Here is a 22,019-nt window from a genome sequence, read left to right as displayed (position 1 = left end):
TGTGTTCTCGGCGCCCCTCTCTTTAGGGAGAGGGCGACGCCTAAAAATGGAAAGAGAAAAACATCTTTTTCTTTAAAAAAAAACAAATTTGTATTTTTTTGCGCTTCTCGGATTTTTTCGAAGTGCTCAAAAATCCGTTCCGCTTGACCGAGGTAAGATATAAAAAAAATAAATAAAAATAATTTTTTGCATGAGTTTAAATTTGACTTTTAAAGCAAATTAATATAGAATACGTTTTAAGAATTTGACGAAACTATGCATGTATCGGCAATTAGTCAAGGCAAAAATTAATTTGACCTCGGGCACCATTACACACAATTTAAGCATTCAAAACCCCTAGAATACAGCATTATAAATAGAGCTTCCGCTCAACTGGCAGTAAGAATTAGCCTCGATTACTATACATTTTTTACTATTTAGACGTTTTTTTACCTAGTAGAAGTAAAGTAAACAAAAAATAACAACCTATGCGTTTAAAGAGTTCGCAAAGCGCCTAAAATACGATATTTCAAGAAAAATAAAAATACGAAAGTACGCGGATATAATTACTTTTTAGGGGAACAGAACCAAAATTAAGCCCTCAAAAAGGAGACAAAATAAAAATCCATGACAACAAAGAGTTTGCCCGCAACCCGCATGCTGTTATATTGTCTCGCAAGCCAAAGTACAAAAATGCGAAATGCTTGATAGCGCGACAAAACTCGCAATTATGACGCCGATAAAAAGCAGCCATAGGCGCGAGTCCTGCTATGCCGACAAATGACTTTCAATTGACTTACAATAAAATCTCGTATTTAATTTTAAATTGCCTTATTGTTAAATTTCTATCGTAAAACCAAAAATTTTAATAATATTTAATCTATTTAAGTAAATTTATTGTAAAATCTTGCCCAAATTTTATAAAAAGGCAAACGATGGACACCTATATTATTCCGGCGGAAGTAAGCGTCAAAGACGCGGAATTTTTTAGGCAAAAATGGCAAGAATATAAAAGCGGCGAGCTTGATTTTAAAGGTTTTGAGAAAATTCGCGTGGCGTTTGGGATATACGAACAGCGCGTAAAAGACAGCTACATGGCGCGGGTAAAAACGCACGGCGGCGGCGTCGGCGCGAAAGAATTCGCACGCCTCGGCGAACTTTGCAAGCGCTACGCCAACGGATTTTTGCATCTATCTACGAGAGCTAGCATTCAGCTTCATTTTGTAAAAGACGACGAATTTATAGAGCTTGAAAACGAGATCGCCGCGATAAATATGACTACGCGCGGCGCATGCGGGGATTGCGTTAGAGGCGTGGTTTGCGACGTGCTAGCGGGAGTCGCCAAAGACGAGGCTTTTAACGTCCTTCCCTACGCAAACGCCATTACTAGCATGCTTATCGGCAGAGCCGATTCTTACGGACTTTCTAGGAAATTTAAAATCGCTTTTTCCGGCTCCAAGGCCGACAGAGCAAACGCGACTATCACGGACGCGGGCTTTATAGCAACCAAAAAAGGCGGCAAAAAAGGCTTTATAGTCTACGTCGCGGGCGGAATGGGCTCAAAACCGCGCCTAGGCGATAAATTTAAAAGCTTTATCCCCGCAAACGAAGCCTTTTTATACGCGCAAGCCATCAAGCTCGTGTTTGCTAAAACCGGCGATTACGAGCATAGAAACTCCGCCCGCCTGCGCCATGCCGCCGAGAAGCTAGGAAAAGAGACGATTTTTAAAATGATTGAGGACGAGGTCGCAAAAATTAGAGCTTCAAGCGAAAAATGGAAGCTGGATATCAAAGAGCCAAGGGGCGTTAAGCCGCTAGTAAGCGAACCTCGCGTTAGATTTTCCGCCGCGCAAAAAGCCTGGGCGCAAAACTACGCAACCGCGCAAAAACAAAAGGGCTATTACTACGCCGTAGTGCCGTTTTTGTGGGGAAACGTGCGCGGAGACGATGCGATAAAGCTATCAAAAGCGCTTATTAAACTCGGCCTAAAAGATTCGCTTTTTATCAGCCGAGACCAGCATATCATCTTAAAAAATCTCAAAAAGACCGATCTTATCGCGCTTTATCCCGTTATCGCGGAGATTTCGCCTATGAGCGCCGATCCGCGCGTGTTTGCGAATATGACTCCATGCACGGGCGCATCGACCTGTCGGCTAGGAATTTGCCGTCCAAAAGGCGCAGTGGAGGCTATCCACGATCATATTAGAAACAGCGATTTAGACTTTTCGCTTTTAAAAGATATCGTTATTAAGATGTCGGGCTGTCCAAACTCCTGCACCGCTCATCAAAACGCGAATTTAGGCTTTATGGGCGGCACTAGGCGCGAGGACGGCAGATCGCTTCCTTATTACAGCGTATTTGCCGGCGGCGAGCTAAAAGAAGGCAAAAGCAAATTCGGCAAAAAAGTAGGCGGCGTGGCCGCTTATCACGTGCCTGAATTCGTCTATCAAACGCTTAAAAAATTTACGCAGGTAAAATCCGAGTTTAAAAACTTCAACGACTGGGTCGATAACGGCGGAGATAGCGTCATAGCAGAGCTTTGCGGGCTATATCAGCGCGTGGGGACGTTTGAGGAAAACCCGCGGGCGTATTACGACTACGGCGCGGACGCGCTTTTTGGCGAAACGCTAAAAGATAAAATTTAATGACCCTACCAGTAGCCCTTACGCCTAAACGCACGCTTTTAATCGGAGCCGGAAAGGTCGCGCGGCAAAAATTTTTAGCTCTAAAAGCGGCTAATTGGGAGTTCGAAATTTTAGCCGAAAAAATTTTGGAGCCGTTTTTTGCCGATAAAAACGTAAAAATTCGCAAGCTAACGCGGCAAAATTTGGGCGAAAATTTAAGCGGCTTTGAAATGATAATAGACGCTAGCGGAGATGAAAATTTAGGGCAAGCTTTATTTAGCGAGCGTAAAAGCTCGGGCTATTTGCTAAACGTAGTCGATAAGCCTGCTTTAAGCGATTTTTATTTTACCGCAAACGCGCATTTAGGCGAGCTTAGCGTAGGCGTTAGCACTAGCGGCGCGAGTCCTAGCCTAGCCGCGCTCGTAAGAGATAAAATAGCTAAAATTTTGCCTAGGAATTTAGCGGATTTTATCCCGAAGCTAAAACTAGTCAGGCTTGAGGCGATTGAAAATTTTAACCCGCAAAAGGCCGAAATTTTAAAACCGAAGTGCCGCAAAAATTTAGGCAAAGTTTTTTTAATCAGCTGCGGCAGCGGCAGCCTTCAAAATCTCACCTTAGGCGCGCTTGAAGCGTTTGAGCTGCTAGACGTAGCTCTAAGCGATAAACTAGTCGGCGAGGATACGCGCGAAATTTTGCGCAATTTAGGCGTAGAGATTATTAACGTAGGCAAAGGCAAAGACGAAGATAGCGCGACGCAGGAGCAAATAAACGCCCTTATGCTAAGCCTGGCAAAAGAAGGCAAGACCGTCGGGCGGCTAAAAGGCGGCGACGCGAGCTTGTTTGGCAGAGCGTTTGAAGAGATGAGCTTTTTAGAGGAAAACGGCGTAGAGTTTGAGCTAATTAGCGGCGTCAGTTCGGTTTTTGCCGGATGCGCTAGCGCGCTTATTACGCCTACGATTAGGGGCGTTAGCAGCGGCGTTTTGATAGTCTCGGCGCATCTAAAAGGCGGCGCGATAAACACCGCTTGGCTTGAAATTTTAAAGACGCGAGATATTACGGCGGTCGCGCTTATGGCGCACGCTTACGCGGGCGAAATTTTAAATGCGGCAAGAAAGCTAAAATTAGACCTAGATACGCCCGCGGCGTTTGTTTCAAATATAGATAGAGCGGATGAAAAAGCGATCCTCGGACGAATAAAAAATTTAGAATCTATGGCGCTAAAATGCGCTCGTCCGGCGATTTTAATAATCGGCCCCGTCGTCGAAAAATCGCTAAGCTTGAAACCAAAATGCGAAAGGATAGCCGTTGAATAAAATTTTAATCTTTTTAGCGCTTATAAATTTTGCCGCCGCGCAACAGCTTTTAAACGTCTCTTACGACGCGACGCGGGAGCTTTTTAAAGAATATAACGCGCTTTTCGTTAAATACTACGAGCAAAAAAGCGGCAAAAAGATTAAAATTTTACAAAGCCACGGCGGTAGCGGCGCGCAGGCTAGGATGCTAATAGACGGATTAAAAGCCGATGTCGCGACGCTGGCTCTTGCCTACGACATTAACGCCGTCGCGCGAAAAAGCGGCGCTTTGGACGCTTCGTGGCAAGAAGAGTTCCCGCTAAACTCCGCGCCTTACAACTCCACGATCGTATTTTTGGTTAGAAAAGGCAATCCAAAAGGCATAAAAGACTGGGACGATCTAGTAAGAAACGACGTAAAAATCGTAACGCCAAATCCCAAAACATCAGGCGGCGCGAGGTATAACCACCTAGCCGCATACGCCTATGCCGCGGCTAAATTTGACGGCGACGAGGATAAAATTCGCGAGTTTTTGGTTAAACTCTACGCCAACGCTCCCGTGCTAGACGCGGGTGCTCGCGGATCGGCAAACACTTTCATACGCCGCGGTATCGGCGACGCGATGATTGCTTGGGAAAACGAAGCGCATCTTAGCAAAGCAAGGCTAGGAGAGGACGAGTTTGAGATTATCTACCCAAGCCTTAGCATCCTAGCGCAGCCTCCGGTCGCGGTTTTAAGTAAAAACGCCGCCGCAAACGGCAACGCCCCGCTTGCTCGCGAATATCTGGCACGCCTTTATCTACCCGATGCGCAGGAGATTATCGCGAAAAATTTCTTCCGCCCGACGGATGAAAGCGTCGCTAAAAAATACGAGAAAACTTTCCCGCGAATAAATTTAATAAGCATAGAGAGCTTTGGCGGCTGGGACGCGGCGCAAAAGCGGCATTTTAGCGACGGAGGCGAGTTTGATAAAATTTACGAGATCGTAGCGAAGGGCAAAAAATGAGAAAATTTTTACTTAAAAAGCCCTCGATTTTGCCGGGATTTAATATCTGCTTCGGTCTTGGCGCTAGCTACGTTTGCTTTTTGGTTTTACTACCGCTGGCGGCTCTGGGCGCTTTTAGCTTTAAGGGCGGCATAGGCGAAATTTTAGCCGTTATTAGCGATCCTCGCGTATTATCGGCGCTTAAATTTTCATTTACGGCTTCATTCGTCGCCGCCGCGATAAATTCGCTTTTCGGTTTTATTATCGCGTGGTGCCTGGCGCGTTACGAATTTTGGGGCAAGGGCTTTATTAGCTCGCTCATAGATATTCCTTTTGCGCTGCCTACGGCGGTGGCTGGGATTTGCCTGGCATATTTATTCTCGCACGGCGGCGTTATGGGCGCTGCGCTTTTAAGGCTCGGCATAGATTTGCAAGGGGCGGATTTTACTTGCGTCGTAATCGTTTTGATATTCGTAGGCATGCCGTTTGTAGTGAGAACGACGGAGCCTGTTATAAAAGATTTTGATAAACAAGTGCTTGAAGCGGCCGAAAATTTAGGCGCGAATTTTTGGCAAATTTTTAGGCTAATAATGCTTCCAAGCCTGCTTCCGTCCTTGATAACGGGTTTTGCGCTAGCCTTTGCCAGAGGCCTTGGCGAATACGGCTCGGTCATTTTTATTTCGAGCAACATCCCTTTTAAAAGCGAAATTTTACCCGTTTTAATCGTCTCGCGCCTAGATAGTTTTAATTATCAAGAAGCCGCCGTAATCGGATTTTTCATGATTTTAGTAGCGTTTACCTCGCTATTTTTGATAAATTTCATACAAAAAAAGGTCGCAAAATGAGCGAACCGAAATTTTTAAAGCCCGTTTTGCTTTTAATTAGCGCCGCGTTTTTATTCGTTTTTATCGCGCTTCCGCTTTATACCATCATGTCAGAAGCCCTAAAAGACGGACTTGGCGGCTATTTTAGCGCGATTAGCGACGATTACGCGATTAGCGCGGTAAAGCTCAGCCTGCTTTGCGCGGGATTTTGCGTTGTTATAAATACCGTATTTGGCGTTATGATAGCCTACGCGGCGGCGAAATTCGAGTTTCGCGGCAAGACGGCGCTACTTACGCTTTTAGATATGCCATTTGCCGTTTCGCCCGTTATCGCGGGGCTAATGTTCGTGCTGCTTTTTGGAAATAGCGGCTTTTTGGGAAAATTTTTTAGCGCGTTAAATTTCGACGTGATTTTTGCGCTGCCGGGGATTTTGCTAGCTAGCGCGTTCGTTACCTTTCCGTTTGTAGCCAAGGAGACGCTTTTGTTAATGCAAGAGCAAGGAAATAGCGAGGAAGAGGCGGCTTTTAGTTTGGGTGCGGGCGGACTTCGTACGTTTTTTAGCGTTACGTTGCCGAACATAAAATGGGGGCTATTTTACGGCGTAGTGCTAACAAACGCCAGAGCGATGGGCGAATTTGGCGCCGTGGCGGTCGTAAGCGGCAAGATAATCGGGCTAACTACCACGATGCCCCTTTATATAGAAATTTTATATAGCGACTATCTTTACGTAGCGGCTTTTAGCGTAGCTAGCTTGTTGCTACTGCTCTCGGTAGTCACGCTGGCGCTAAAATTTTTAGTTCAAAAAGCTAGCAAAAGGAGCTAAATGGGTATAAAAATATCGAATTTAAATAAAAATTTCGGCGATTTCGTAGCGCTTAAAAACGTAAATTTAGAGATAAACAAAGGCGAGCTAACCGCGCTTTTAGGACCTAGCGGCAGCGGCAAAACGACGCTGCTTCGCATAATCGCGGGCTTAGAAAACGCAGGTAGCGGCGAAATCTCGTTTTTCGGCGAAAACGTCAGCCGCAAAAGCATAAAAGAACGCGGCATAGGCTTTGTTTTTCAGCACTACGCGCTATTTAGGCATATGAGCGTGTTTGATAACATCGCGTTTGGACTAAACGTCCGTCCAAAAGCCTCGCGCCCGAGCAAAGACGAGATAAAGCAGCGCGTCATGCACCTGCTAAAAATGATCCAGCTAGAAAGCTTGGCGGGGCGCTTTCCAGACGAGCTAAGCGGCGGGCAAAAACAGCGCGTGGCACTAGCTAGGGCGCTAGCGGTGGAGCCTAAAATTTTGCTGCTAGACGAACCGTTTGGGGCGCTAGACGCAAAGGTTAGAGCAGATCTACGCAGATGGCTAAGGAAGTTACACGACGAAATTCACATTACTAGCGTGTTCGTTACGCACGATCAAGAAGAAGCGCTAGAAGTAAGCGATAAAATAGTCGTGATGAATAAAGGCGAGATCCAGCAAGTAGGCACGCCCGTAGACGTTTACGAAAAACCGGCCAATCCTTTCGTGTATAGCTTTTTAGGCAACGTAAATCTCTTTCGCGGCAGAGTGGGCGCTGATGGTATCGTAAGCGACGAGAGCGCGGGAGATCTGCTTTTCGTGCGGCCTCACGAGATAGAGCTTGGCTTTGAATACAGCGTCGGTTCTAAAAAGGGCGAGATCGTGCATAGCCGAATTTTAGGCTCTCGCATTAGGCTTGATATTAAGATGCAAGAAAGCGCGGATATGGTCGAGGTCGATATCACGAGCGCGAAATTTAAAGACATAAAAGAGAAAAATTTAAAATTCGTATATCTAAATTTTACTAGCGTGCATAGCTACTCGCAAGAGGACGGGAGTTTTTGTGATTACTACATATAATGAAGCGACGTCGCGTTTGGCGGCGGTTTTGGCAGAGATAAAGGGGCGCGTCGCGCTGGCGTTTTCGCATCAGATAGAGGACTGTATCGCGATCGATATGGCTCTAAAATCGGGCTTTGATCTAGACAGGCTTGAAATTTTTACCCTCGATACGCATAAGCTTTTTAAAGAGAGTTTAGAGTATCAAAAAGAGGTAGAGAAATTTTTCGGTATCAAGATAAAAACATACGCTATTAGCGGCGAGACGCTAGCCCAAGTGGACGAAAAGATCGGGCAATGGGGCATGAGAGATAGCGTAGAAAACCGCAAATTTTGTTGCCATCAGCGAAAAATGATCCCTTTGCGCGAGGCTCTAAACGAAAAAGGGGCGTGGATAAGCGGCATACGCGCGGCGCAAAGCGTAACTAGAACGGGCGTTAGCCTGTGCGAAACGGACGCGAATTTTAATTTAAAAAAAATCAACCCGCTATTTGATTTTAGCGACGAGTTTATGTGGGGCATCGCGCGCGAGCTAAATTTGCCCGTAAACGAGCTTTATGCGAAGGGGTACGCCAGTATTGGCTGCGAGCCCTGTACCCGCGCGATAAAACCCGGCGAGGACATACGCGCGGGCAGGTGGTGGTGGGAGGATCCTAACCATAAAGAGTGCGGGCTGCATATAAAAGGGCGAGATTAAAATTTTGTAGCCGGCGGCTTGTCTTACAAGCGTCTTTAACAAAGCTAGTAAAAATTTAGCCCGGTAGACTATATGTCTTATCTTCGCTAAATTTTACGTCGCGACTGCAAGTAGATGCGACCGCAAGGGAGACAAAGCCCTTAAATCCATCGCGCGATACTTTGCCTTAGCTCTTTGCGCTCGAATTTGAGGTCGAATTTGTAAATTTTGTTTCAAATTTTATGCGCCTAGACCCGCCCTTGACGGCTCTAAATTTAGCTATGTCGCCGGTGTAAGCGCGCAAAAAGCAGAAGCTAGCGCCCATAAGCGAAGTTAGCGAGAAAACAAGTAGGCGGACGAATAAGCGAGCTAAAAAGCCCAAATTTAAACGGCGAATTTCAAGTCGTCGCTAAAAAGCAGTTAAATTTAAAAAAAGGAGAAATATGCAAAATTTAACCCATCTTCAAGCCCTAGAAGCGCAGTCGATACATATAATGCGCGAAGTGGTCGCGGAGTTTAAAAATCCGGCGATGCTTTATAGTATCGGCAAAGATAGCTCCGTGATGCTACACTTGTTGCAAAAGGCGTTTTATCCCGCCGTGCCGCCCGTGCCGCTGGTGCACGTCGATACGCTGTGGAAATTTCGCGAGATGATAGAGTTTCGCGACCGCAGAGCCAAAGAAAGCGGCATGAAGCTAATCGTCTACGTAAATCCAAAAGGCGAGCAGATGGGCATTTCGCCTTTTGTCCACGGCAGCTCCATGCATACGGATATCATGAAAACGCAAGGGCTAAAACAGATGCTAGATACGTATAAATTTGACGCGGTTTTCGGCGGAGCTAGGCGCGACGAGGAAAAGTCCCGTGCAAAAGAGCGTATCTACTCGTTTCGCGATAAATTTCACCGCTGGGACCCTAAAAATCAGCGTCCCGAGCTATGGAATATCTACAACGGCCGCATAAAAGAGAATGAAAGTATCCGCGTATTTCCGCTTAGCAACTGGACCGAGCTTGATATTTGGCAGTACATAATGCTTGAAAATATCCCGATTCCAAGCCTATATTTTGCCAAAGTCCGCCCCGTCGTAGAGTATAAGGGCGCTAAAATTTTAGTAGATGACGAACGGATGCCCGCACAGCTTAGAGCCTCCGCCAAGGACGAGTTGGTGCGCTTTCGCACGCTAGGCTGCTATCCGCTAACGGGCGCTATTAGCTCAGACGCCGATACGCTAGAAAAGATCGTAGCCGAGCTTTTAGTAGCAAACAGCGGCGAGCGCCAAGGCAGGCTCATAGACTCAGACGAAGGCTCGTCGATGGAAGCAAAAAAACAAGAGGGGTATTTTTAATGGATTTGAGAGAATTTTTAAAGCGAAACGAGAGCGTAGATATTTTGCGCTTTATCACGTGCGGCAGCGTAGACGACGGCAAATCTACGCTAATAGGCAGGTTGCTTTACGACGCTAAGGGTATCTTTGAAGACCAGCTAAACGGCGCTAGAAACGAACGCGGCGAGATAGATTTCGCAAATTTAGTAGACGGACTGGCCAGCGAGCGCGAACAAGGCATCACGATTGACGTGGCGTATAGATTTTTTAGCACCGATAAGAAAAAATATATCATCGCCGATACTCCCGGCCACGAGCAATACACCAGAAATATGGCGACTGCTGCGAGTACGGCGGACGTCGCGGTTATTTTAATCGACGCCAGAAAAGGCGTTTTAACGCAGAGCAAGCGCCACTCGTTTATCGCTAGCTTGCTGGGCATTAGGCACATTATAGTAGCTATAAATAAAATGGATCTGATGGATTTTAGGCAGGACGTTTTTGAGGCTATTAAGAGCGATTATCTAAAAATGAGCCGAAATTTACCCCATAGCGAGCGGATAAAATTTGACTTTATCCCCATTAGCGCGCTAAACGGCGATAATATCTTAAAAAATAGCGAAAATACGCCGTGGTATAAAGGGCTTGCGTTACTGCCGACGCTAGACGCGCTAGACGTTAGCCCGGACCGCCCTAGCGAGTTTAGATTTGCCGTGCAGTACGTAAATCGCCCGCATCTAAATTTCCGCGGCTACTGCGGCACTATAACAGGCGGCGAAATACGCGAAAACGACGAAGTAGTCGTGCTGCCGTCAAACAAAAAAGCGCGTGTAAAATCTATAGTAACGACTGATAACCTAGACCTTGGCGTCAAAGGCAAAGACGACGCGTTTAAAACCGCGCCCCAAGCCTTTGTGCCCCAAGCTATCACGCTTTGCCTCGACCGCGAAGTAGACGTTAGCCGCGGCGATATGATAGCAAAACCTTCAAATTTGCCGCGAGTAACGCGAAAATTTAACGCAAATATCGTATGGATGAACGAAGCGCCGCTAACGCCTGGCGAGCAATATCTAATCAAAATCAACTCAAACTTAATAAACGCGCAATTTGATGAAATTTTATATAAACGCGACGTTAATAATTTTGACAAGCTTAAAGCCCGGCGTTTGGAGCTAAACGACATAGCAAAATGCGCCGTAAGCTTAGATAAGAGCGTATGTGCGGATTTATACGAGCAAAATCGTCAAAGCGGTTCGTTTATCGTGATCGACCGCTATACCAACGCGACGCTGGGAGCGGGTATGATAACGGAGTTTTTAGGCGATCTGCATGACGGCGGATTTGACGCCAAAAACGCTTCAAGCCGCGAGTATAGCGAAGCTGAAAGGGAGCTAAACGCTTACGTTAGAAAATTTTATCCCGAGTGGGGATGCAAACAAATTTAGCCCGCTTCCGGCTCAAACGGGCGGGCTAGTCCGCCCTTAGCGCTTCAAATCGTAACTACGCCGGCGCATTAAGCAAAAAAGGCTCAAAAACGCGAAAATATCAAAATACGCGCAAGGGGCTTAAAATTTTCGCTTATTTATCTTTAAATGGAAATTTAATGTCTAAAATTTGCTTCTAGCTCTTAAAAATACAAGCTTGATTAAAATTTACCGAACAAAATGCCGAATTTTAGCAGCAAGGCTCAGCCTATTTACGCGCAAAAAACATCAGTAAATTTAAAGTAGATTTTTCGGATATAAGTAATAAGCTTAGCCCCGCAAGCAAGGCTAAGCTTAATCAAATTTCAAAAGTTATTTTGCGACGAACGCATTTTTTAGCACGTCTTCGATGACATCCACGGGTAAAATTTGCATATCGTTTTTGACGTCTTGCGGTATGTCGCCTAGATCGCGCTCATAGTTTTTGCGCGGTATCAGAGCGGTTTTGATACCGGCCTTATGCGCAGCTATGAGCTTTTCTTTTAACCCGCCGATAGGCAGCACGCGACCGCTTAGCGTGATCTCGCCCGTCATCGCCACGTCGCTTCGCACCTTGGTATCAGTTAGGATCGAGGCGATCGCAGTCACCATCGTGATACCCGCGCTCGGCCCGTCTTTTGGCGTAGCGCCCTCGGGCACGTGGATGTGCAGATCATATCGGCGATACACTTCGCTAGGGCTTAACTCTTTTTTCACGCCGTCTTTGACGTCCTCAGCCAGGCTCGGGATGATTTTAGAGGGTACTTTTATCTTTTTAGCGTCGATTAGCACCTTAACGAGACTAAATGCGATATACGCGCTTTCTTTCATCACCTCGCCCAAAGACCCCGTGATCTGCAGGCCGCCTTTGCCCTGTATGCGTATAGCTTCGATCTTTAACACGTCGCCGCCCACGCTCGTCCACGCTAGCCCGTTTACCTGGCCGATTTGCGGCTTTTTGTCCGCATGCTCGATCTCATAAACCTTCTTTTCTAAAAACTCGTTCAAATTTTTAGTCGTTACGGTTATCTTTTGCGCCTCGCCCCCCAGCAGCCTTTTTGCCGCCTTTCTAAAGATATCGGCCAGGCGGCGGCGTAGATTTCGCACTCCGCTTTCGCGCGTGTAGTCTGAGATGATGAGGCTTAGCACGTCTTTGCCTAGGGTCACTTCGCCGGGCTTTAGGCCGTGTTTTTTTAGCTCTTGAGGGATTAGATATTTTTTAGCGATCTCAAATTTTTCCTGCGGAGTGTATGAGCTAAGCTCGATAAACTCCATCCTATCGCGAAGCGCTGGCGGTATGGCGCCGACGTCGTTTGCTGTCGCGACGAAAACAACCTTGCTCAGATCGATATTAAAATTTAAATAATAATCCCTAAATTTGTTATTTTGCTCAGGGTCTAGGATCTCTAGTAGCACCGCCGTCGGGTCGCCGCGAAAGCTCCTGCCGACCTTGTCGATCTCATCTAGCACCACGACGGGGTTCATCTGTTTTGCCTCTATCAGCCCCTGCACGATGCGGCCGGGCATCGCGCCTATGTAGGTGCGGCGGTGTCCGCGCAGCTCGTTTACGTCCTCAAGGCCGCCCAGAGCTACGCGCACTAGCTCGCGCTTTAGCGCCCTTGCGATAGAGTTTGCCAGGCTCGTTTTACCGACGCCGGGAGGCCCCGCAAAGCACAAGATCGCTCCGTTATTTACCTTGCCCGCGACGCCTCGTAGCTGCAAAAGCTCGCGCAGAGCAAAGTACTCCTCTATCCTATCCTTTGGTCTTTCAAGCCCGTAGTGATCTGCATTTAGCTGCTTTGCGACTTCCTGCACGCTTAGTTTTTTATTTGCCGTATTTTCAAACGGTACTTCGATTACCCAGTCCAGATAGCTTTGTATCGTGTTTGCGTCGGCGGAGTCGGGATGTATGCGCGATAGCTTGTCGATTTGCTTTTTTATCTCCTTATACGCATCCTCGCCCATAAATTTCTTTTTAGCTTCCAGCTTCTTGCGGTACTCCTCGATCTCCTCCTCGCGGCTGGTATCTGAGCCCAGTTCTTGCTGTATCTGCTTTAGCTGCTCTTTCAGAAAGTACTCTTTATTTACCTTATCGATTTTTGAGTGAGCCTTGTTTTTTATCTCGCGCTGGAGTTTATTCGCCTCGATCTCCTCGATAACGTAGTCGATGAGCTTTAGCAGCTTTTGCTCCAAATTTTCCTCGATAAAAAACTCGTACGCCGTTTTTTTCTTTAGTCTTAGCGAGCTTAAGATGAGATCGCAAACGCGGCTAGGTTCGGCGCTCTCTTCTATCGTTTTTAAAAGATCGGGCGGGAAAAAGTGGCTAAGCGCGGCTAAATCTCGCACCTTTTCGCGAAGCACCGTTAGTAGCGCGTCGCTTTTTGTATTTTCGGGTCTTTTTTCATGCAGTACGTCTACGACGGCTCGCAGCGGCTTTTGACCTACTTTTGAGACTATGCGGCCCTTGCTCGTACCTTGAAATAAAATTTTTACCCTGCCGTCTGGTAGCGGTACTCGCCTCATTACGGTGCCTATGACGCCAGCATCGTATACGGCGTCAAATTTTCTCGCGCCCTCGTTTTGCGCTTTTGCCGGCACGACTAGGATGGGGCTCTGCGACTCGAGAGCCAAATTTAGCGCTTCGATATTCTCCTCGTCGCTTAAAAAAAGCGGCGTGATCATAAACGGATACAAAAACAGCTCGTCTTCTACGATGACGGGCAACTGCGCAGGGAACATTTTTGATTCGTAAATTTGCAAATTTAGCTCCTACTCAAACATTTTTCTATACCAAGGAAGCTGCGGGAGCACGATATTTGCATCGTTTAGCGGCGAGGCTTGCACCTTTTCTTTATAAATTTGCGCCGACTCGTCTCTGCCCGTGCGCTCGTATAGATCGGCTATTTGCACGTCTAGGTTGTAGATAGCGAGTTTAAATTTAACCAGCATAGTTTCGATCAGCGGGCGATACTGCGTGTTTGGATAGACGTAGAGAAATTTTTCTATCTCGGCGATACTGTCTTGCATTAGCTTTTGGTTGCGATTGGGTTGCGAGAACGAATCAAAATTCGCCTTTATCTTCAGATACTGCGCAAATTCGCTCCTAGCGCCGCTATCGCCGTATCTTTTGAGGTATTCGTCCAGGTAAAAATTCGCCATCAGATACTCTTCGTCGTTAGCGTGAGCTTGGGCTAGGATTAGTAAAATTTGCTCCAAAAGCGGACTAGCTACGTGCTCGCTAGACATCGCCGTGTAGTGTTTATCGGCGCTTTCTAGGTCGCGATTTTTTATATCGCCGATGATCTCGGAGTACCACTGATCGGGCGTTAGATTATATAGCTCGGTGTATTTTTCAGCGCAGCCGCCGACTAAGCAAACAAAAAAAATCGCAGATAAAAATTTAATCGTTTTTTTCATACGTTCCCTTAAATTTAAATTTTTCAGACGGTTTATTTTACCATTGTTTTTGTTGCTTTTGGGTAAATTTCGGTTTTATTTATGCTTAAAAATAGAAAAATTTGGGTACAATTGCCTAAAAAGTAAATGTATAATTAAGGAGACGTATATGGTTTTTCAGGTTAAAAGCCCTATTCTGGGCTTTGAACATATCAAAAGCTACGAGCTAAAAGAGCTTGATCAATTTTTCGTAAAGCTTCAAAGCAAGGACGATGAGACGTCTTTTACCGCGATAAACCCATACGCTTTGAGAAATTACGAATTTGAAATACCTACATACTATCAGGAGCTAATGGACATAAACGACCAAAGCGAGCTAAGGATCTATAACATCATGGTTGTAAGCACCCCCATCGAGACCTCGACGGTAAATTTTATCGCCCCTATCGTTTGCAATATGACAAACATGACGCTCTCGCAGATAGTGCTTGATGCGTGGGCGTATCCGATGTATAAACAGGCCGAAAAAATTTCGGATTTTATAGTAGATCAAAAATAATAAAGGAGTGTAAAATGAAGTTATTTCATATTGCATTAACTGCCGTTATTGTGTTTTGTGCAAATGCTTTTGCCTACAACGATAACGACGGTTTCTATCATAATATTCAATACGTTGGCGTCCCAAATGGCTTAGATGGATACGTAGATAGAAAAGGCGATGAACGCCTAGATCTAAGAAATATAGGACTAGGAAGTATAAACGGAGATATCGAAACCATAGGCGCTACTATATCCATTCCTATAAACGGCGGGTATAATTTTAGTCCAGTAGGGTCAGCCGGCATATACAACAGTACCCTCACGGGTGTTCAATGTGTAAATACCAACTGCTACAATAGCGCTACTTTTAACTTCAGTAAGCCAATAAACGATAAAAACCAAGCAGTAAATGTAGATATCAGAGCAAAAAATATAGTGTTTGCTAGGTTATATTGGGCTGGAGGACTTTCAAATGTATGGAACATGAGCCAAGATTTTAATGCCATGAAAAGTCGTTTTTTTAGCGACATACAAGGTTTCAAAAACATAAGCTTCGGTACTCCAAGTAAATACAACGGGCAATATTATCATAGTTTATCGGCAAACGAAGCGGATACTAGATGGTATGGAGCCTATACCCAAAGAGGTATGCAGTTTATGTATCATGCTAGCGTAGACGTAACACACATCATCAGAAACATGGAAGGCAATCCTATATTAAATAATGCAACTTTTAACGTAGGAGGCATAAAGACATCCCTGGGATATCCTCAGGGTATTGTGATGTACCGTGACGGCGGCTGGCTTGGTTACAGATATGGTAGCAGTAACAGATGGAACTACGGAATCGCTTTTGCCGGTCACTACGGCGGATGGGCTTTGGTGGTAGTATATGACCTAAAGGACGACGATAAAGCAAAAGCAAAAACAGTATCTATCTTTGACGGACTTTACATATTAGCTCCTATACATTTAGGCAGCAAGAGTATTGTGGACAAGGAAGCGCTAGTCAAATTTGAAGGTTTTTATACTCCGCCACAAGGAAATATTAAATCAAGTTTAACCGTTTTTTCTTTTGGAGCAAAAAAAGAAGTCGATAGCGAGGATATTCAGATAAAGAAAGGGGCAACGTTTCAGTCTATAGGAGATGGTAGCCTGAACAAGTCTGGTGGCCAGTTTAACTCCACTATCTCAAAATTTGGACAATATATGGATAGTTCAAGAAAATACAACAACCAAGTAGATCTTGACATATATGATATATCTAATTACATAACCAATAGGCAAACTAGCGCTGACATAAAGCTTAGGGCTAGAGTACAGGAAACCAGCTCCGGTATAACACTAGGCGAAAGATCAAACATAAGCTTCGTAGCTTTTGCAACAGACGCATATATACCCAATGTTTGTTATGAAGAAGATCTCTTTGTGAAGGGTAAAAACGATGATGACAGTAAATTTAAGCCAGTAAGTACCAATGCAAACGACAAAACAGTAATGAGATCGGGAGATATATTAAGAACAAAATTAACCATAATAAACAATAGTAATGACAATGCAGAATATCTATCTATAGTTGCAAAAACAGACGTAAATGCTAAATATCAACAAAATTCTACCTATGTCAAACCTTATGCAGGCAGCGGAGACGGATTTTCTCTGGGGGACAAATTTGACGACAGCGATACGAGAGCACTCCAAAAATATTCTAACGGCGAACTAACTCTCTTCTTGGGTAGTGGTGCGAAACGAGGAGTTGGCGGGCTTTTAGACATTACGAAAAAAGCTTTTATACAGTATGACCTATCGCTTAAGGGCGGTTTACAACCAAATGTAGAATATGAAGCTACATTTAAAAATGACTCTATAAAATTTGAGATTAAAAACAAGAGAATCAAAAAGTGCGTAGATAAAAAATACTATTTAACGGTATTTGACATGTCTACTATAAAAATAGCAAACGAGAATTTTGAAAAAAATGGCGACTCCGAAAAGTTATATACTCAGCTGGCAGGGAAGCCGTTTAATGCAAAAATAGCATATATAAGCTCCGACTTACCTATCGGTAGCGTACCAAAAGGTCCAGACGAACCGATTAAAGTAAAAATTGACGCCGTTAATAGTTGTCCTGCCGGGGCTTCTATTTTAGCAAACAATATAGCAGAAGTAGAACTGAACAAAGATAATGGGATCATTAATCTACAAAATATCTTAATAAATAACGCATATAAGGCTGTATCTTTTAGAATTTCATACAAAGACCCTTATACCAAACAATATACCGCAGCAGAATGTATATCTGACCTGTTTGCTATAAGGCCTGAAAAATTCGTAAGCTACGACGGTGGCTCGGTAAAAACTACATCAAATACGAGCCGAATTTCACTGATAGGTGGTAAAACTTATCCTACTATGGGCATTGCCGCGGTATATAACGCAGATAAAATAGCCAGCAACTATGCTGAAAAAAATCTAAAGACCGATACTGACCATACAGACGATAAAGATAAAATTCAAATCGTAAGATTTAGTCCCGATCTCACTCCCGCTTGCCAAAATGCGATAAATAGTAATGTGATAACCAATATACAAAATATGACAACGACGGTATCCTTTACTAACGGCATAGGAACACTAAAAAAGGTAGTAGGTACGACGATTGGCGACTTCTCTTACCCAGACATCGGACTTGCTAGTTTATATCTAAAAGATAGTACATTTACAGCCGTAGATAGCAGTGGAGATGATTGTATAAAAAATAGCGATAGCACTACGAAAGTAAATGGGAAAATAGGCTGCGACATCAAAGGCGAAATATTTTTAAGCTTTGCACCGCAATCCATAGCCGTTAGAAATCTGCAAATTTCAAATTTTGGTAGCAGCAATATGACTTATGTCTCAAACGATAGTGCCATGAGTTCTACGGCTAAGTTTGATATAAATGCACTTTTGGGAGATGGAAATGTCGCAAATTTATATACGAGAAGTTGCTATGCACAACAAACTAGTTTTACTATGGGTATAGACCGAATCATCCCTGGTTATACGGACAATAACGGCGAAACTACCGATGCATCTACCACCGACGCCACGACTTTAGCCAGAAACCTTGCAAGCGCGATAAGAGAGGTGATATTTTTCGATAACGATGCAGGCTCCGACACGAGAAAAATAGCCGGTAGCGCGGCAAATATAGGTAGCTATAGCGTCAATGCGACGGCTTTTGCCGATACCGACGCTACGGCAAGAGTAAATATAAGATTTAACTTCGCCAGAACTACAAATTTGGCTAAAAATCCATTTACCGTTTCTAGTAATACGTTTACCTTTAACAATATTTCATCCTCAAATTCTAGTATCTTAGCTAGCGCACCGGGAGCTGCGTATGTCAAACCTACTGCCGTAAGCAATGCGACATTTTACTACGGCCAAGTATATGCGCCGACTTATACCGGGCCTATGAGCGGATTTGCTGGGAGTATATACTATGGTATCTACTGCAATAGATGCAATAAAGCCGTTTATCCTTTAGCAAATACTAACGTGACTATGCCGCAAGCCGGTGATAATTGGGTCGTAAACGCGGCTCACAGGAATAACAATCAAGGAACGCACGGCGCCTTTACTAATGCAGCCACCACTACCGTTACCGTAGCTAATCCTATAAATAACGGCGTGGAAAGGATAAATCTATCAAGTACCTCAGTGGGAACGGATATCGTGCTAATGAATGCCTCAAGCTGGCTAATATTCGACCCTTCTAACGCGGCAGCTACCGTAAATCGCTTTACGGTTAACTTTACGTCAAACGACACAAATTGGGGAGGACAAGCGCTCAATAAAAACGGAACGGACGTAGGCGTAGGCAACGTAGTCGGTACGGAGGGTAGAAACGGCAGACTAAACAACATCATGGATAAATCAAGCAAGAGAATAGAATGGTAAAGACAAAAAAAGGATTTTCACTAATAGAGCTCGTACTAGCCATCGTCATTATGGGATTGACGATGGCTGCCGTGCCTAAAATATTTTCTACGGTGTCAGACAATAATAAAATGGCTCTAATACAAGAGACGGTTATGGACGCTAAAACAAGACTTGCCATTATATCTACGGCCGCATGGAGTTGCACCGGGGAAGATAGCTACCAAAGGCTTCCGACTCCGGTATTTGGGAATATGACGAATTTCTACGACCAAAACAATATACCTCAAGAAGGAAGAAGAATCTTTTCACCTATCGCAAGAACGGGCGTAACATGCAAAGCATGGGAAAATAGAGCCGGAGTCTTGGCATCGTTTGACAATAGACGCACACAGATAACTAGCACAGCCGGATACGATAGAGATAGTATAATAACGGCAAATTTGATTAGCAATGTGAACCTATCAAGAAATATGAACGGTACGGTAAATCAGGACGTGAGGGAAGTTAGCGTAAATGCAACAACTAGAGATGCTAGCGGGGCAGTAGGTTATACGATCATTTTACGGTCATATTCGGCAAATATAGGCGACGCTCCGGTAATTTTAACTAAAGTTTGGTAAGTATAATGAAAAAAGCTTTTACGTTACTCGAGCTTATTATCGTAATAGTCATAGTAGGAATCATATCCTATATAGGCGTGGAAATAACTCTTAATGTATATAAAAACTATCTACAAAGTAGAGCTATTAATACTCTAGAAACGCAAACCGAGTTGGTTTTGGAACAAATTTCAAAAAGACTTGCCATCCGAGTCAAAGGCTCGGCAATAGGAAAAAAAATAGATATTAATGGACGTGGACATGGAGACTTTGTATCCACAAGCTCAACACAATTAAATAATAATTTTCCTATCTTAGAGTGGGTTGCTTATAGTTATGAGAGCTTTCAGGACGGTAGCTGGACCGGTTTTATAGACCTAAACAACCCATCTACTAATAGCACTAAAGCAACTGATACATTGGGCGGTTCCCTAGCAACGCCCGGAAGCAGACTCCTGACTCAAGGTCCAGCCTCTGCAGACCAAAACATAAAAGACCTAACAAACTATCAAGCTAGTATAGAAAATGAAAATATAGGCGTAATATTCAAGGGAACGAATTTAAACTCTAATTCGTCTTTCGGATATAACAACTCGACGGCCCGGGCAGTGGCTTTGGTTGCAAAAAATACTCAAGATACGTCATTAAACGTTAAAGGATATGCAGGTGCGCTTATTTCCGAGCAATATTATTTGCTTCATACGGCTTATGCCATAGTCCCCGGTCAGGCTAGCGCCGAAAACGATTTTGATTTATTTCTTCACTATAACTTCCGCCCATGGGTAGGACAAGAATACACGGATGGCAACAGGAATCTCCTTGCAACAAATGTAACTAGGTTTAACTTTACAGAAGCAAACGGCGTTTTGGTTTTAAAGCTGTGCATAAGAGATGCCGGCAGGTCTCTTGATCCTACGGAGGCTGAGACCACGGTATGTAAAACAAAGGCGGTATATTAATGAAAAGAGGTTTTAGTTTAGTAACGGCGATTGTTTTTGTAGTTTTAATAGCGACTTTAGCTATGTTTTCGTTAAATGTCTCAGTAACCACCGCAAGACAAACATCAGATATATTCTTGCGAGAGCAAGCTGAACTTCTAGCAAAAGGGGCTACGGAAATAGCTATCTTAAGGCTATTGCAAACAGATTTTATGCAACCCGCAAACTGTGCGCTTATAGATACTAATGCAAACCTTATGCAAACGTTTTTTCCAACCCAAAATGCAGCAACGTCTTTGTTTCAAGCTAGCGTAACTATAAATAAAATGTTTGGTAAGGTTGGGGTTTGCGACGGTACTGCCGGTAGAGGTACGGCGGTAACCCCGATATCTACGACCGAGTCTGCCGGAACGGTTATATTAGACGTAGTCGTTAGATCAGCAAATGCCAATGTCCCGCCGATCAGAATCCACAGACGCACGATCCAAAAACTCTAAAATAATACTTTATATGCTATAATAATCAAAAATCTTAGCACATAAGGAGAGAAGATGAACCTAAGTATCGTAGGCAAACAGTTTGATTTAACAGATCCGATCAAACAACACATAGAAAATGCATTTGACGCGCTTGGCAAATACGGCCTAGATATAATCTCGGGTCGTTGCGTAGTTTCAGCGGACGAAAAAAACGGTAAAAAAGGCTTTAGCGTAGAATTTGCGCTAAATTTAGCCAAAAAAGACACTATCGTAATCCGCCATAAAGACAAAGATCTCTACGCTGCGGTCGATCTCGCGCTTGAGCGCGCATCAAAGGTGCTTCGCCGCGAACACGATAAAAATACTACCGTCAAAAACAAAGACGACGGTAAGGCTATCCGCTCAGCCATAGCAGAGGAAAAAATCGATAGCGAGGTAGACGAGATAATCCCTATGGAGCTTGAGTTGTATAAACCGCTAGAAATCGAAGAAGCGCTACAAAAGCTAAAGGATAGCGAAGCGCAGTTTTACGTATTTAACGATATAGACGCAAAAATGCGCGTAATCTATAAACGCTCCGACGGCAAATTCGGGCTTTACTAATCAAACTTGGGCGGGATAAATTCTCGCCCTCCCCTCTATTTTTTTATCTCTAACTTCAAACATTTACAAGCCAGATATTTGAAACAAAAACTACAGATACTTAACTGACCCGCCGTTAAATTTGCAGACAAGAGCGGTAGTTATTCTTCTGCGTTCGTAGTGGCAAAAGACAAATAAAACTCAACAAATTTATGAGCGTGTCTTAGTTGCAAACAAAGTACGCCAAATGCAAAAGTTATAAACGCGCCTTGCTATCTTTAAAACATCTGAATCCATTTTAGCGGCTTGGTCAAATTTGCAAAACACCCGCTTCTAAAAACCGTTCTAAAAATATTTTTCTTTAATGAGATTTGATATAAATTTTCTTGCATTGCTATAAATATCCGGGCTCTACTTAGCTTTACGTAGCCGCCGTTAGCTCTTTAAAGAATATTTAAAAACTACACAACCGCGGTACAAGTCAAAAAAGCCACCGCTTTTAACGAAGTGCACTTTTTACCGATTTTATTACGGCTA

17 protein-coding genes are annotated in these 22,019 nt (G+C 44.2%); 15 read left to right on the top strand and 2 right to left on the bottom strand.

Annotated features, from left to right (window positions below; translation table 11 throughout):
• Window positions 1-914 precede the first annotated feature (914 nt).
• The 9 genes from Q0218_RS06895 (at window position 915) to cysN (ending at window position 11,003) form a co-directional block, all read left to right on the top strand.
• Window positions 915-2,624, top strand: coding sequence for a nitrite/sulfite reductase (locus tag Q0218_RS06895; protein ID WP_297967916.1), 1,710 nt, complete (start codon window positions 915-917; stop codon window positions 2,622-2,624).
• The gene (locus Q0218_RS06890; RefSeq protein ID WP_297967913.1) at window positions 2,624-3,916 is read left to right on the top strand and encodes an SAM-dependent methyltransferase; all 1,293 of its coding nucleotides are present in this window, start codon (window positions 2,624-2,626) and stop codon (window positions 3,914-3,916) included. The genes Q0218_RS06895 and Q0218_RS06890 overlap by 1 nt, the downstream gene beginning before the upstream one ends.
• Window positions 3,909-4,901, top strand: coding sequence for a sulfate ABC transporter substrate-binding protein (locus Q0218_RS06885; RefSeq protein ID WP_297967910.1), 993 nt, complete (start codon window positions 3,909-3,911; stop codon window positions 4,899-4,901). Before Q0218_RS06890 ends, Q0218_RS06885 begins: the two co-directional genes overlap by 8 nt.
• Window positions 4,898-5,725 (top strand): sulfate ABC transporter permease subunit CysT, encoded by an 828-nt coding sequence (cysT, locus tag Q0218_RS06880; RefSeq protein ID WP_297967908.1) that lies wholly within the window; start codon window positions 4,898-4,900, stop codon window positions 5,723-5,725. Before Q0218_RS06885 ends, cysT begins: the two co-directional genes overlap by 4 nt.
• Window positions 5,722-6,528, top strand: coding sequence for a sulfate ABC transporter permease subunit CysW (gene cysW, locus Q0218_RS06875; protein ID WP_297967906.1), 807 nt, complete (start codon window positions 5,722-5,724; stop codon window positions 6,526-6,528). Before cysT ends, cysW begins: the two co-directional genes overlap by 4 nt.
• Entirely contained in the window at window positions 6,529-7,578 is a 1,050-nt protein-coding gene (locus Q0218_RS06870; RefSeq protein WP_297967904.1) for a sulfate/molybdate ABC transporter ATP-binding protein, read from the top strand. It abuts the gene before it with no gap.
• Complete coding sequence (locus Q0218_RS06865) at window positions 7,562-8,254, top strand: phosphoadenylyl-sulfate reductase (RefSeq protein WP_297967902.1); 693 nt, start codon at window positions 7,562-7,564, stop codon at window positions 8,252-8,254. Before Q0218_RS06870 ends, Q0218_RS06865 begins: the two co-directional genes overlap by 17 nt.
• Before the next feature lie 422 nt (window positions 8,255-8,676).
• Window positions 8,677-9,579, top strand: coding sequence for a sulfate adenylyltransferase subunit CysD (gene cysD, locus Q0218_RS06860; RefSeq protein WP_297967900.1), 903 nt, complete (start codon window positions 8,677-8,679; stop codon window positions 9,577-9,579).
• Entirely contained in the window at window positions 9,579-11,003 is a 1,425-nt protein-coding gene (gene cysN / locus Q0218_RS06855) for a sulfate adenylyltransferase subunit CysN (RefSeq protein ID WP_297967898.1), read from the top strand. Before cysD ends, cysN begins: the two co-directional genes overlap by 1 nt.
• Before the next feature lie 351 nt (window positions 11,004-11,354).
• Here the strand turns inward: cysN and lon are convergent, their stop codons facing one another.
• Together lon and bamD are read right to left on the bottom strand one after the other, a co-directional pair.
• A complete protein-coding gene (lon, locus tag Q0218_RS06850; protein WP_297967894.1) occupies window positions 11,355-13,781 on the bottom strand; it encodes an endopeptidase La in 2,427 nt (808 codons plus the stop codon).
• Between the two features lie 9 nt (window positions 13,782-13,790).
• The gene (gene bamD, locus Q0218_RS06845; protein ID WP_297967892.1) at window positions 13,791-14,438 is read right to left on the bottom strand and encodes an outer membrane protein assembly factor BamD; all 648 of its coding nucleotides are present in this window, start codon (window positions 14,436-14,438) and stop codon (window positions 13,791-13,793) included.
• A 148-nt stretch (window positions 14,439-14,586) separates the two neighbouring features.
• On the opposite strand from bamD, the gene fliW reads away from it, so the two are divergent.
• From fliW to raiA, 6 genes are read left to right on the top strand one after another with little or no spacing between them, the layout of a single operon-like run.
• Window positions 14,587-14,976 carry a flagellar assembly protein FliW gene (gene fliW / locus Q0218_RS06840; RefSeq protein ID WP_297967890.1) on the top strand — a complete coding sequence of 130 codons (390 nt, stop codon included), beginning with the start codon at window positions 14,587-14,589 and terminating at the stop codon, window positions 14,974-14,976.
• 14 nt (window positions 14,977-14,990) lie between these two features.
• A complete protein-coding gene (locus tag Q0218_RS06835; RefSeq protein ID WP_297967888.1) occupies window positions 14,991-18,902 on the top strand; it encodes a hypothetical protein in 3,912 nt (1,303 codons plus the stop codon).
• Window positions 18,896-19,504 (top strand): prepilin-type N-terminal cleavage/methylation domain-containing protein, encoded by a 609-nt coding sequence (locus tag Q0218_RS06830; protein ID WP_297967886.1) that lies wholly within the window; start codon window positions 18,896-18,898, stop codon window positions 19,502-19,504. Before Q0218_RS06835 ends, Q0218_RS06830 begins: the two co-directional genes overlap by 7 nt.
• A gap of 5 nt (window positions 19,505-19,509) precedes the next feature.
• Window positions 19,510-20,442, top strand: coding sequence for a prepilin-type N-terminal cleavage/methylation domain-containing protein (locus Q0218_RS06825; protein ID WP_297967884.1), 933 nt, complete (start codon window positions 19,510-19,512; stop codon window positions 20,440-20,442).
• Window positions 20,442-20,918, top strand: a complete 477-nt coding sequence (locus tag Q0218_RS06820) for a hypothetical protein (protein WP_297967882.1) — start codon at window positions 20,442-20,444, stop codon at window positions 20,916-20,918. Before Q0218_RS06825 ends, Q0218_RS06820 begins: the two co-directional genes overlap by 1 nt.
• A 54-nt stretch (window positions 20,919-20,972) precedes the next feature.
• Window positions 20,973-21,503 carry a ribosome-associated translation inhibitor RaiA gene (gene raiA / locus Q0218_RS06815; protein ID WP_297967879.1) on the top strand — a complete coding sequence of 177 codons (531 nt, stop codon included), beginning with the start codon at window positions 20,973-20,975 and terminating at the stop codon, window positions 21,501-21,503.
• Window positions 21,504-22,019 lie beyond the last annotated feature (516 nt).

The organism is uncultured Campylobacter sp. (genome assembly GCF_938039245.1).
Lineage (GTDB): Bacteria > Campylobacterota > Campylobacteria > Campylobacterales > Campylobacteraceae > Campylobacter_A.
This window is presented reverse-complemented; position numbering and strand designations above follow the sequence as displayed.